We start from the raw sequence: 13,585 nt of genomic DNA on the forward strand, positions 1-13,585 counted from the left end.
CACTGCTCATCTTTTCTCAAATAAATAGTGTCCGACAAGCCACTGGTTTCCATTTTCATATCCAAACAACTCTGCACACGCCATAAAAAACAAACGCCAGCGCTGTAACCAGGTTTCCGCTTGGTCGCCATAAACATCTCGGAATAAACGTAGCACATTCGCTTCATTTTTATCTGTATTTTCCAGCCAGGCTTCTGCTGTTTTCTGATAGTGACTACCATTAACCAACCAGTGTTGCTGTATGGATAATTGTGATTGAAAGTACAGCAAAGTATCGGCAGAAGGCATGAGACCACCCGTAAAGAAATAGCGCCCCATCCAGTTATCTTCACCTTCAGTTTCAAATGGATAAACCACTTCCCGGTGACAGAAAATGTGCACAAATAACTTGCCTTGAGGCTTTAGCCAGTCTCCAATCTTGTCGAATAAACGCTGGTAATTACGCATATGCTCAAACATTTCAACTGACACCACACGGTCGAATTGTTGTTCCAGCTCTAAGTCATTCACATCACAAGTAATCACCTGAACATTACTCAAACCACGATCTAATAATTGCTGTTCGATATATTGGCGTTGTGAATGTGAGTTAGACACGGCTGTTATCTTGGCAAAGGGCAGTTTTTCGGCCATGTACAAGGTCAGAGAGCCCCAACCACACCCCAACTCGAGAATGTGTTGACCATTGACTAACTCTGCTCTCTCCAGATAAATGCTCAGCATGGCTTCTTCTGCATCATCGAGGGTCAAACAACTGTTTGTCCAGTAACAACCACTGTATTTAAAGTGCTTGCCTAGTACTTCTTTATAAAACTCAGCAGGCACTTCATAGTGCTGCTCATTCGCAGCATCTGTTTCTATGGCGATAGGACTTTGTTTTAGTTGCTCAATGCATTGCTGTTTACGTTGAGTTAATTTATCTGGCTCTGAAGCGTATTCCTCTTTTAGGCGTTGTTTCAGTAACTGCCTTATTCCAATTCGAATCAAGCTGTCAGGAAACCACTTCTTTTCTGCCAAATCAATCATGCCCATCTTTCTTTCTCCACGGAATAAATGCACTGGTTGTTTTTTGATATTGTCGGTACGCATCGCCACGACTTCGGATGGCTTGTTGCTCGGTGTAAGGAATCCCTGTGATGAAGTACAGAAAGGCAAACATCACAACAGGCATTATCCATAGCCACTCACCACCAGAAATGCCTATGGCCATGATGGGGTAACTAAACCAGTGACACCATTCAAAAAAGTAATTCGGGTGACGAGAATAAAACCAAAGCCCTTTCTCACATACTTTGCCTTTGTTAGCGGGATTCTTTTTAAATTCGGCAAGTTGTTTATCCGCTACGTAGACCCCGACCCAAGCGCCAAACGCGAGGGCTAATGCAACAACAAGCCATACCAGTTGAAAAGTGTCTACCTGAGCTAACCACCAAATCGGCAAGGTAAAACCCCAGGCTAAAACAGCCTGAAATTGAAAAAAGAAAAAATGATTCCGATGTGCTTTGTCTCCCCAATACTCACGCAGATAACGATAGCGCCCGTCTTCCGGTTCTGAAAAAACTCGTGTACTGAGGTGAATAAACAAACGTAGATACCAAAAGCTCATTAATGCAGCACTGGCTACTCGTAACACGACATCACCCTGCATCTGCGTGGCATACAGAATGGGTAACCCCATCATCAATCCAGACCAGAGAACATCCACCACGCCAGCATTATTGGTTCTTCCTTCATATATCCAGCCAAACAGCATGGTAATACTCGCAATCAGCAGGCCGAGTTCAAGCATGTTCAGTCTCCTCTTTATGTCGCCAATGGTTTGCAATCTGCATCAACAAAGGAATCCACAAAGCCCAGCTGATTGATACCACAGCTAGTGCCAGAAAAGGTGTATTCAGACTGACTGCACCGGCTTCGCTACCAGCATAATAGGACAGTGGAGCAGCGACTATGCACAACAATCCCAATAAAACAGGCTTCCGTTGCAGCCAGCTTAATGAGTGATTCAAGGTCAACATAAAGTTGATCCACAAACATCCTATCCACCAGGGAGCAACATGAATAAACGTTTTATCGATGTAATTCATGAGATCCAAGTTGAGCCAGACAGTATCTAAGAGCATCCCAGCGGAAAGCCCGAGCAGAATCAATTTGATATCTGTTTTTTTCCATGGACTCAGGGCTAGCTGGAAAATGATAAACAGCGCTGTCGCTAGTAATGCGTAATGACTACTGTTGGCAGCAGCTGAGAAAATACTGATAAACCAAACTAGCTGGAAAGCAATAAAGTTGAATACATTAACCACGTTGTGGAACCCACTGTGCCTGTCGCGTATCCTGTTTACTAAACAGTAAATGAACATCACTGATACTGCGTTCAATAAAGCCACCTTCGCAGTAACAAAGGTAAAACTCCCACATTCTTATAAAACGCTCGTCATACCCCATCGCTTTAACTTGCTCTTCCTTATCGAAGAACCGTTCACGCCATACCCGCAATGTTTGCGCGTAACTCGGCCCAATGTCTTCCAGATTAGTTAATCTCATCTGTGCTTTTGCAGCGGCATTGACCAAAACACTGACACAGGGAATAAAACTACCGGGAAAAATAAACCGTTTAATAAAATCGACTGATTTCAATGATTGTTGATAACGGTGATCTTCCAGCGTAATCGCCTGAATCACCGCAACGCCATTCGCTTTTAACAAGTCACTGCAACGTTGAAAGTACTCATTAATAAAATGATGCCCCACAGCCTCAACCATTTCGATGGAGACAAGCTTGTCATATTGGCCTTCCAGATCACGGTAATCTTCCAACAACACGGTGACTTTATCTTGCAGGTTGTATTCTTGAACGCGACGAACAGCATAATCATATTGCTGTTGAGAAATCGTGGTGGTTGTTACCCGACAGCCATAGTGGAGTGCTGCAAACATCGCACAACCACCCCACCCGGTACCAATCTCCAGTAAGTGGTCATCTGGTTGCAAGTCTAACTTGTCACATAAGCGGGCTAATTTGTTAGTTTGAGCCTGCTCTAAACTTTCAGCAAAGTCATAATACAGTCCAGATGAATACATCATATGTTCACGATCCAAAAACAACTCAAACAAGTCGTTACCCAGATCATAATGTGCAGCAATATTTTTACGGCTGCCGTCACGCGTATTTTTCCTTAACCAATGCACGCCTTGCATGACAACACCAGTCAGCCTGGCCAGGCCCTTTTCCATACCATCTACCAGATGGCGGTTTCTGACTAACAATCGTATTAATCGTGTTAAGTCATCCGTTTGCCATTCACCATCCATATAAGATTCTGCTGCACCAACAGAACCACCCAGAACAGCTGCTTCAAAAAAATGTGGGTGTTGAACAAAGATATGACTTTTTAATTCGGCTTTTGGATCTCCAAATTCCAGACGACTATCAGCCATTTCGATGACTAAAAAACCTTCTTTGAAGCCATCCAATTGCTTGCAGAACAGAGTCATACAAAGACGATGAAACTTACTGATTCTTAATTCACTTTGTCGAGTAGCATGAATGGGAGGTGTCATGATTTATCCTTCAAAGCTGGTTTGTCTGAGTATGTACGGTTATCAGATGAATTCTGCGGATGGCTATAGAAAGGCACTCTTCGAATCCACAACTTCAAAGCATGCCAATAGATCCGCCAGATAATCTTGAATGTTTGTAACGGGTAATCCCGTGGTAAGCGAGACATACTTTGTTGGTCAAGAGGCTGGCGCTTTAGCATCATATCTGCAGTGAATTGTTTTTCATTATTGCGAAATAAATGCATATCGATACTCAGCTCATCTTCACGCCAGAAAAATCGCCACTCATATTGAATATCCATGGGCATAAAAGGTGAAATGTGGAACTGTTTATCGAATGTCGATATCACAGATTGATCTTGACTACTCGGCTTCGCTTTTAATACATAACAATAGCGTTCATCCCAAGGTGTGTTGTTGATATCCGCCAGGACATACTCAAGTTGCCCCTGATGATTCACACAAAAATAAAAACTGACCGGATTAAACACAAACCCTAAGTAACGTGGATGGGTTAACAGATAAACTTGGCCGGAAAACTGCTCACCCGTCCGTTTAAAAATCAGCGACTCAACCGTCGTTTTTAAATCACCATTATGTCGGCCTAAATAATCCTTACGCTTAAAACTAATCAGATTAAAGCGTTCTAATGACCACCAACGGTGACGCTCAAAAACAGACGCTATTTCATCGACATCCAGCATTAACATGGCAATCGGATATTGAAACTGGTGGCGTTTAGGCTGAAAACGCGTGTGGTTCACCTCACCTTTCATCAACGCAGTAGAGAACATTTACAACACCTCGCCATTAAGCTGCTGAACCACTTTCAATGCACTTTTTACTCCATCCTCGTGAAAGCCCCAGCCCCAGTAAGCACCACAGAAATACGTATGCCGTTGGCCGGAAATATCGGCCCAGCGTTGTTGCGCGGCTAAAGTTTTTTCAGTGTAAACCGGATGTGAATAATGTCGCTCTACCAGCACTTTATCAGGAGAGATACGAGCGGCAGAGTTCAAGGAAACAATAAACTCGACCGGAGCATCTAATCTCTGCAAGGTGTTCATATGGTACGAAACGGTGCATTGCTCTTGCAGATCAGGGCTGACATGAACATTCCAGCTCGCCCATGCAGCTCTATTGCTTGGCAGTACAGATTCATCTGTATGCAACTGCATATGATTGCGCTGATAATCAATATTTCCTAAGACCGTTGCCTCATCATAGCTGGAGTCAGCAAGAAGTGATAAAGCCTGGTCAGAGTGACACGCCAAAACGACAGCATCAAACATCTGCTTTTCACCATTAACAGACAAGATAACGCCATCATCCGTGCGTTGAATATTTTCGACGGGAGAATTTTGATGAATCTTTCCACTAAAGTGATGAATAAATTGTTTTATGTACTGATTGGAGCCACCCTCGACGACACGCCACTGAGGTCTTTTCATTAACGACAGCATTTTATGATTTGCCATAAAAGACACCAGATAACGAACTGGCATATCTAACAAGCTAACGGATGGACCAGACCATAATGCACATGCCATGGGAATAAGGTGATCGTGAATGAACACATCACTATAACCATGCTTCTTAAGATACTCTCCTACAGTTTGTGTGTTACTAGGTTGCTTGAGAATATCCGGTGATGCTTTATAGAACTTGATAATGTCGGCAATCATCCGATAAAAAGCAGGATTAATCAGATTTTTTCGTTGGCAGAATAATGTATTCAGACTCGTCGCATTGTACTGCAGTCCAGTATCAGCATGATCAACACTGAAACTCATTTCAGTATCGATGGCCCTTACCTTGAGTTCGCTTAGTAGCTGGCTGAAGTTTGGATAGTTGTATTCATTAAAGACGATAAAACCGGTATCAACTGACCATGATGTGCCTTCGATATGGATCTGATGGGTATCGGTATGTCCACCAATGTAATCATTCGCCTCGAATAAGGTGACATTATGCTGCTTTGATAAATACCAAGCGGCAGTGACACCTGATATTCCGCCACCAACAATTGCAATATTCATTGGCTCACCTTGTTGAGTCGGTGGTCGCGCTTTTTGACTGGTATCGTTCTCATATCCCATATCAAGCCAAATTTATTCATCAAGCAAAGCAGGTAAAAACTGATATCCACTTCCCACCAGTAAAACCCTTGTCTTGCCGACGATGCATGATAGTGATGGTTGTTATGCCAGCCTTCGCCCAGCGTTAAAAGTGCTAATAAAAAATTATTACGGCTATCATCGCCAGTGTTGTAGCGGCGCTTTCCCCATTTGTGAGCGAGAGAGTTAATCAGTAATGTTGCATGTAGCAGGATGACCGTCGAAATAAAATATCCCCAAACCACCATTTGCCAGCCATTCGTATTCAATCCCGGATTTAGCCAACTTAACCATTCACCCAGACCAAACAAACTCAGCGCCAGCAACAATGGAATTGCTATATCAAATCTGTCCAGCCAACGTAGTTCTGGATAACGAGACAAATCCTTTACAAGCCCATAATCAGCGTGGAAGTGGCGTTTGGTCAAAAACCACCCAACATGGCTCCATAGAAAACCCTCTCGTGGTGAATGAGGATCTTGATTGGTATCCGCATGACGGTGATGGTTGCGATGATGTGCCGCCCACCAGATTGGGCCTCGTTGAGTCGAGGCAGCACCGATAACTGCAAATACAAACTGCACTGGTCTGCTTGTTTTAAACGATTTGTGAGCAAAATATCGATGATAGAAAGCGGTAATAGCAAACATTCTGACAAGATAGAGAATCACCGCTGTGTATACGGCTACAGCTGATATCCCCACCAAAAAAACAGCAAGACAGGCTAGATGTAACACGATAAACGGTATGATTCTAAACCAATCAATCCTGTCATCAGCTGCGGCATATCGGATGCTACTATCACTATCAAACCAGTATCGTAACGATTTCATATCAGTCCTTCTAAGATAGTGGATAGCGTATTGAGCAATCTGTGAATTTGATGTGAAACAAGCTGTCATGCGGCTTCACCTTAAATTCACGCTGTGAAGATTGTAATGCCGTTGTGTTTAATAATTAACCACTGAGAGAGAAATGCTGAAATTTTTAGTCGCGATGATAACGATGTCTGTCTGCACCACGCTGTTAGCCGAAGTTCGCTTCCAGGATACTGTCAAAACGACGTCATCTACATTACAAAAATGTAATGAAACATCCATCACAGTGATGGCATTTGTTGATGTAGCGGACGCTGCGTTTTACCTGCCAGATTGCAATTTTTTACCTGACATCGCAGGTGAAAAACAACTTTCTTTTTATTACCATCGCTCAATTACAGCTGATGATTTTATTGAAGCTTCAGAAACACTTCTCGAGCGTAATCTGACAAGCACTGAGTATTCCAAGATTGAGGATGAGTTAACCCGCTTTAATGCCAACTACCAGGATGTGGAAGATGGCGACGTATACGATATCAGGAAAACAAAGAGCGGTTTATATCTGCTAAAAAATGGCCAGCAAATTTCCCACAGCTCTTCAATTGAACTGGCAAACTTTTACTATCAGATCTGGTTTGGTCCCAAACCTTTTAACAAGGGCATGAAAGAAACGCTTCTCGAGCGATAGAAGCTGCATTACCCTACGTCAGAGTCAGCCACTAATCTATGTGCCGTGCCCACGGTCTTTTTCTTCCAGATGAGGCCGATTGTTAACACCAATAGACCACTCATAATACCCGGCAGTCCCTCATAGACAGCGTTATGCAGTTCAAAATAACGCCAGGACAATGCCACCATCAGACCGATTAACATGGCAACGATACTCAGGCGCTGGCTAGGCCTGAAGCCCAGACATAACGCGACAAGCAATGGGGCAAAAGCGCTAGCCAAACCAGACCAGGCAAATATCACTAAGCTGAACACACTCTCTGAACTGGTCAGCGCCCATAACAATGCGACCGTCACTATCCCAATCGTACTCAGCTTAAGGATCAAGGTATTTTCGATATTATGAGGCAGCAAATCGTGGGTGACCGCCGCTGAACAGTTCAGCACCAAGGAGTCTGCCGTTGACATGGTAGCGGCAAATACACCCGCTAACACCAAGCCCACCAAAACCGGTGGCAATAACTCCATAGCCATAGTGGGTAGCGCCAGTTCAGCATCAAACGATGCCACATCACCGAGGTAAACACGAGACAGCATCCCTACGCCAGTCGCCAGGCAATAAAATGCTGTAAACCAGAGGTAATACCAAAGGCGTGCACGCAGCATTTTATTATCATGACTTAATGCCATAAACCGAATCATGACATGTGGCTGTCCGATAACTGAGAACCCCGCAAACATCCAACTTAGCGCAAATAAGACACCACCAGTTAATCCTGGAATCACTAAATCCTGAGGGAATAAATTGAGAAAGCCGTCCACTTGATCCATTTGTTCAATTGCGGCTGATGTGCCTCCTAATGAGGATACGGCGACGATTAGCATCAGAGTCATCGCCACAATCATAACTACCGATTGCGCAGCATCCGTCCAAATAGAAGCTCGTATACCACCAGCAAAGCAATATAAGGTCACCATAATGGCACCAATAATCGCACCGGTGTATGACGGCCAGCCGAATAAAACATGTAGCGCTTTGCTACCTGCAACCAATTGAGCGCCGGCATAAGCCAGCAATAACACGAGAGAAATTAAGGCGATTAACCTTTGTAGCACGATATCATTTTGCCCATACCAGTTACTTAACACACCAGCATAACTTGGTTCAGCACTGTCACTTGTAGCACGACGCAAACGTGAATGGACAAACGTGGACGCAATTAAATCACCCAATATCCAGCCAATCATTATCCAAATAGACGCCAATCCTGTTGCATATGTGTAACCAATAACACCAATGAACATATAGCCACTGTTATTGGTTGCAACAGCAGATAAGCCGACAAGACTGGGGGGAATATCACTACTGGCAAGATAATAATCTTTTTTAGTGCCACGGCTGAAAAAAACAGAACTTACGCCAATAGCAACAAAAATGGCAAGAAATCCTAAAAAGCTCCAAATCATGGCATTCTCCTTTTGCAAAAACCACCGCGCAAGGAGGCTTAGCTTTCAACTGTGACTTTCAGTAAATTTTCCAGTTCAGGGTGGTTCTGCAGCGGCTCAAGTGCAGGATCGTCTTTACATTGTTCACGATAAGTATCGCTACACTGAATCGCTTGCTTGAGATAACGGATGGCTTCATCAAACTGATTCAATGCGGTGTTAGCACACGCCAGTTGATAGAAGGCATGACCGTTTTCCGGATCAGACTCCAGAGCTTGATGACAAAGATTGGCAGCCCATTGAGGCTCGTCCAGCTCGAGCACCGCATCTGCTTTATAGGTTAAAGCTTCTACATCGTACGGCCTTATCGCCATGATTTGATCATAAACGGCGATTTTGTTGCTTGGACTGGTTTCCTGCCCCGCACGTAACCACAAGGATTGAACTTCTTGGGTATGTTCAATTTTCTCGCGGTTCTCTTCAATTTGCTGGGTTTCTTTGCTGAGTTGCTGCTCAATAGCATGAAGTCGTTTTTCATACTCATTGATTAAGCTGTTAATTTCCTGATCGGCCAGCGTATGCACCCGCTCTTTAATTTCACGAATCGATGACCACCCCACTAATACCAGTACGGATGAAGCTGCAGCAATAAGATAGAAAAAATAAGTGACAGTATCAGTGGCATATCCGACAGCTCTGTCTGCAGCTGACAGTTCTTTATCCACTGTCATCTGGATCATTTCAGCACGCTGTGCTGCCATATCGGTACGAAGCTGCTTCAACTCATCGAGCACATAACGCTCAATAAATGGGGTATATAAAGGCTCATTAAGGGCATCAACAGACTCACGCATCTGTTGTTCTGTAGGTGCCTGCTCAGCGGCAAACAGCTGAGCAGGTATAAGTAAGACAAGAAATAAGCTTATCGTTATGAAGCGAGGCATATGGCTCTACCATGGTCATGAATCTCTACCAGCACACTGTGCAGGCTCTTAATCGCATCGTCATAATCATCTTCGTTGATAATGAACTGCATATCAACCTGACGCATGGATTGATGCATCGCTAAGACACTGATGTTTTCTTTGGCCAGTGCCCCAACTGTTTTTGCCAGAATACCAGGAATTTTCATATCACTGCCGATCGCAGAAACAATGGCCACTTGTTGCTGATTGATTTCAGCATCCTCGAACCGCTCTTGCAGTGCATTTCGAATACGTTTAATCGTCTTCAAGTTTGCTGATAAATAATGCGTGATCGTGTTGGCATTAATATCTTTAGAGATGATATGTGCATTAAAGCGATGGATAGTTGCCAATATCTCACGATCATACACATCAATATTGCCCGCCATATCCTGGTCGAATAACTCAAACGCATACACGCCTTTACAGCCAGCAATGATTTCGACACATGGGGTGGCGCTGACATAATCGCCGGTAATTAATGTACCCGCATGCTCGGGTTCAAACGTGTTACGTACACGAAGAGCAATCTCGTTTCTACGCAGGCCTTTGGCTGCTTTAGGATGAATGGCTTCCATACCTAAATTAGCTAATTGGTCTGCGACATCATAATTCGTTCTGCCGATAGGTACGGCATTGTCTTCACCCACCAGTCTCGGGTCTGCACTGCTGAGATGAAATTCTTTATGAATGATCGCTTCGTTTGCTTCAGTCAGCACCGCAATACGACTGAAGCTCATTTCACTATAACCACGGTCAAACGTCGACATCAGACCATCATCACTGTGGGCGTAACCAGTGACTATAGGTAGTTGTTTTTTCAAGTCAATATCTTGAAAGGCGACTTTAATACGTTCGTCCAGCGGTAAATGTTTGTCTGTTTGCCAACCAGTTAAATCAACAAAAATGGCATCAATGCCATCACGTTTTAGTAGCTGGGTCATATTCCATGCACTGTGTGCTTCACCAATACTGGCCAGCATTTCACGGACTGTTTCAAGATGCATATCCAGCTCAAAGTGCCCATGCTGACAGAGTCTTTGCAAATCGGCTAAGCAACGTTCAGCATCATCTAAACGTTCACCAATGAACTGATTAGCACGCTCAAGATTGTCTGGTTTTTTGTAAAACGTTTCATTGATGGCAAAGATTTTTTGCTTCAGATCTTCGAGAGCTTGTTTCCAGCTGTCATCATGTAGTCCGTTTGCAAACAAGCCGAACACACCTGGTTGTCCGGTCTTTTTATGTTCCAGTAGCAGGTCGGTAATGCCGCCGTAAGCTGAAACAACAAATATACGATTGTAGAGCGAGTCGTTATGAACCGGTTTCAGAATAATGTTATCGCGCACAGCAACGTAGTCGCTCATAGAAGTGCCGCCGATTTTTTCTACCGTATGAAAACTCATTGTAATCTCTCTATTTCATCCTTCTGGGATTGGATATTGTTTACTGCCAAGGCGGCAGTTATGTAAGTCGATTGGCTTATTCGCCAGAGAAAGGCATCGGTTATGAGAAACCGATGCCTTGGCTCAATTTAGTCACTGATGGTGTCTGCTTCTAATTCGTAAGCACCATCTTTGTTATGAACTTCTGTGCCATGAAGCGGTGGATTAAACACGCATGCCAACTTCATTTCTTTAAAAGCACGAAGCATGTGTTTGTCGTGTTTGTCGAGGTTATATAACGTACCTGGCGTGATAGCGTATTTTTTACCATCATCCAGTGTTTCAACCTCACCTTCACCACTAATGCAATACACAGACTCCAGGTGATTTTGATAATGCATTCTGAAATCAGCACCTTCGTAGATAGTGGTGATATGGAAAGAAAATCCCATATTGTCATCTTTTAACAGCAAACGAGTACTGTCCCAGTTGCCATTAGGATCAACGATTTTACGATCCGTTTTTTCTGCTTCTTGAAGTTGTCTAACAAGCATTTCATATCCTCTGGTTGATTAATATTCGGAAGTAAAACGGGTGTCTGGGCACCCGTTTTATGTTCATAAGCTTATGATTGACGAGTCATTTTCTCGACTTCTTCACTCACTGAATAATCACCTTCGAAATAATCTTTTTCTTCTGGAATATTGTCAGCCTTGGCACATACTTCTTTGATTGATTGCTCAAGGATATCAATACCCTTCTCTAAGTTTTCTTGTGTGATCGTGAGCGGACATAAAAATTTGACCACATGATCATCAGTACCACTTGTTTCGATGATCAGACCTTTCTGGAAGGCGTTGTGGGTGATTTTTCCAGCAATTTCACCGCTCACACAATTAATACCACGGAACATGCCACGACCATGTGAGTTGAAGTTACCTTCACCATACAACTCAACGATCTTATCAACACGCTTAGCGATGTAATCACCTTTCGCTTGTACTTCTTTAGCGAAAGTATCGTCTTTCCAATAGTTATCCAGTGCCGCTTTTGCTGTAATGAAGGCAGGGTTATTGCCACGGAATGTACCGTTGTGCTCACCTGGTTTCCATTGATCTAACTCAGGCTTCATCAACACAATAGCGAAAGGTAAACCATAACCACTGAGTGATTTAGAGACAGTCACGATATCAGGGTAGATACCCGCTTCCTCAAAGCTGAAGAATGTGCCTGTTCTACCACAACCGGCTTGGATGTCATCAATAATTAGAAGTACGTCATGCTTCTTACATACTTCAGAAAGACTTTTTAACCAAGTCATTGAACACGCATTGATACCACCCTCACCCTGCACAGTTTCCACAATGACAGCAGCAGGTTTATCTACACCACTGCTTGAATCAGAGAGAACTTTGTCTAAGTAGTTAGTTGTATCAACATCATCACCCATATAACCATCATATGGCATACGAGTGGCACCACTGAGGCTCACGCCTGCACCACCACGGTGATGTCCATTACCTGTGATAGCTAAAGAACCCAATGTTTGACCATGCCAACCATTAGTAAAAGAAATGACATTTTCCCGCCCTGTATATTTACGAGCTGTTTTTAACGCAGCTTCTACAGCATTGGTACCCGTTGGACCTGTGAACATAACAATATAGTCAAGGTCACGTGGCTTAAGAATATTGTTGTTGAAACTCTCTAGAAACTCACCTTTGGCACGAGTGTGAAGATCAAGACCTTGAGTGATGCCATCGTTGTTGATGTACTCAAGCAATTTTTCTTTGAATAGATCGTTATTGTGACCGTAGTTCAGTGAACCTGCACCGGCTAAGAAGTCTAGATAGGCATTGCCTTCTTCATCATAAATAAACTCGTCTTTTGCACGGTTGAACATGCGAGGGAAAGAGCGGGCATAAGAACGTACTTCTGATTCAATTTCATCAAAGATTTTCATAGGTTATTTTTCTCCTAGTAATATTTTTTTCGTATCCTGATATCTGTATCTATTCTGCTATAGCTCGAATGGACCGACTCTGACCAACATTTCTGTCTCATGTTGACCTGCAAAATGTTGTTGGCGATCAAACATCACTGATCGGTTTAGCTCTGCATCAAGCTTATTGGCCAAACTTTCAAATAATGCCCACGATGCACGATTATCCGGTGTGATAGTGGTTTCGATAAATTTCACATTCTTACATTGCTCACGGATCAGTATGTGACGAAGCATTCGGCTTGCAAGCCCTTGTCCTCTTGCTTTCTCGCCCACAGCGACTTGCCATATAAACAAAGTGTCAGGTTTCTTAGGTAAAACATAACCAGAAATAAAACCGACCAGTGTTTCATTCATTTCAGCAGCTACAGATGTTTGGGAAAAATGACTGCTCTGCAGCAGATTGCAATACATAGAATTGGTGTCCAGAGGAGGACAGGCAGCAATTAATTCGAAGACAGAAGAACCGTCTTCTGCTGTAGGTTCTCGGAGGGTAATGAAAACATTCTCATCGTTATTATTTGTCATTTATAAATAGCTCTATTATTTATATCTCTATTATTTTTAAGTCACAATAAACCTGAAATTTATCTAATAAAACTGCATATTTCTTATTAAA

14 protein-coding genes are annotated in these 13,585 nt (G+C 43.2%); 1 reads left to right on the forward strand and 13 read right to left on the reverse strand.

What is annotated here, in order from left to right:
- Window positions 1-6 precede the first annotated feature (6 nt).
- From QUE24_RS02325 to QUE24_RS02355, 7 genes are read right to left on the reverse strand one after another with little or no spacing between them, the layout of a single operon-like run.
- Window positions 7-1,089, reverse strand: coding sequence for an SAM-dependent methyltransferase (locus tag QUE24_RS02325; RefSeq protein WP_286305064.1), 1,083 nt, complete (start codon window positions 1,087-1,089; stop codon window positions 7-9).
- Complete coding sequence (locus tag QUE24_RS02330; protein WP_286305065.1) at window positions 1,019-1,789, reverse strand: DUF1295 domain-containing protein; 771 nt, start codon at window positions 1,787-1,789, stop codon at window positions 1,019-1,021. The genes QUE24_RS02325 and QUE24_RS02330 overlap by 71 nt, the downstream gene beginning before the upstream one ends.
- Complete coding sequence (locus QUE24_RS02335; RefSeq protein WP_286305066.1) at window positions 1,782-2,306, reverse strand: DUF2878 domain-containing protein; 525 nt, start codon at window positions 2,304-2,306, stop codon at window positions 1,782-1,784. The genes QUE24_RS02330 and QUE24_RS02335 overlap by 8 nt, the downstream gene beginning before the upstream one ends.
- Window positions 2,299-3,564 (reverse strand): SAM-dependent methyltransferase, encoded by a 1,266-nt coding sequence (locus QUE24_RS02340; protein ID WP_286305067.1) that lies wholly within the window; start codon window positions 3,562-3,564, stop codon window positions 2,299-2,301. Before QUE24_RS02340 ends, QUE24_RS02335 begins: the two co-directional genes overlap by 8 nt.
- The gene (locus tag QUE24_RS02345) at window positions 3,561-4,358 is read right to left on the reverse strand and encodes a DUF1365 domain-containing protein (protein ID WP_286305068.1); all 798 of its coding nucleotides are present in this window, start codon (window positions 4,356-4,358) and stop codon (window positions 3,561-3,563) included. Before QUE24_RS02345 ends, QUE24_RS02340 begins: the two co-directional genes overlap by 4 nt.
- Entirely contained in the window at window positions 4,359-5,603 is a 1,245-nt protein-coding gene (locus tag QUE24_RS02350; protein ID WP_286305069.1) for an NAD(P)/FAD-dependent oxidoreductase, read from the reverse strand. It abuts the gene before it with no gap.
- Window positions 5,600-6,514 carry an acyl-CoA desaturase gene (locus tag QUE24_RS02355; RefSeq protein WP_286305070.1) on the reverse strand — a complete coding sequence of 305 codons (915 nt, stop codon included), beginning with the start codon at window positions 6,512-6,514 and terminating at the stop codon, window positions 5,600-5,602. Before QUE24_RS02355 ends, QUE24_RS02350 begins: the two co-directional genes overlap by 4 nt.
- A gap of 142 nt (window positions 6,515-6,656) precedes the next feature.
- On the opposite strand from QUE24_RS02355, the gene QUE24_RS02360 reads away from it, so the two are divergent.
- A complete protein-coding gene (locus tag QUE24_RS02360; protein WP_286305071.1) occupies window positions 6,657-7,187 on the forward strand; it encodes a chalcone isomerase family protein in 531 nt (176 codons plus the stop codon).
- A gap of 8 nt (window positions 7,188-7,195) precedes the next feature.
- Here QUE24_RS02360 and QUE24_RS02365 read toward each other — a convergent pair whose 3' ends face one another.
- From QUE24_RS02365 to ectA, 6 genes are all read right to left on the reverse strand, one after another.
- Complete coding sequence (locus QUE24_RS02365; protein WP_286305073.1) at window positions 7,196-8,635, reverse strand: sodium/proline symporter; 1,440 nt, start codon at window positions 8,633-8,635, stop codon at window positions 7,196-7,198.
- A 38-nt stretch (window positions 8,636-8,673) separates the two neighbouring features.
- Window positions 8,674-9,558, reverse strand: coding sequence for a TPR end-of-group domain-containing protein (locus tag QUE24_RS02370; protein WP_286305074.1), 885 nt, complete (start codon window positions 9,556-9,558; stop codon window positions 8,674-8,676).
- Window positions 9,543-10,985 (reverse strand): aspartate kinase, encoded by a 1,443-nt coding sequence (locus tag QUE24_RS02375; RefSeq protein WP_286305075.1) that lies wholly within the window; start codon window positions 10,983-10,985, stop codon window positions 9,543-9,545. Before QUE24_RS02375 ends, QUE24_RS02370 begins: the two co-directional genes overlap by 16 nt.
- Window positions 10,986-11,113: 128 nt before the next feature.
- Entirely contained in the window at window positions 11,114-11,518 is a 405-nt protein-coding gene (locus QUE24_RS02380; RefSeq protein ID WP_007145567.1) for an ectoine synthase, read from the reverse strand.
- 71 nt (window positions 11,519-11,589) lie between these two features.
- Window positions 11,590-12,927 (reverse strand): diaminobutyrate--2-oxoglutarate transaminase, encoded by a 1,338-nt coding sequence (gene ectB, locus QUE24_RS02385; protein ID WP_286305076.1) that lies wholly within the window; start codon window positions 12,925-12,927, stop codon window positions 11,590-11,592.
- Window positions 12,928-12,984: 57 nt separating this feature from the next.
- Window positions 12,985-13,494: a diaminobutyrate acetyltransferase gene (gene ectA, locus QUE24_RS02390; protein ID WP_286305077.1), complete on the reverse strand. Its 510-nt coding sequence runs from the start codon at window positions 13,492-13,494 to the stop codon at window positions 12,985-12,987.
- Between the last annotated feature and the right edge of the window lie 91 nt (window positions 13,495-13,585).

It is taken from the genome of Methylophaga marina (assembly GCF_030296755.1).
Taxonomy (GTDB): domain Bacteria; phylum Pseudomonadota; class Gammaproteobacteria; order Nitrosococcales; family Methylophagaceae; genus Methylophaga; species Methylophaga marina.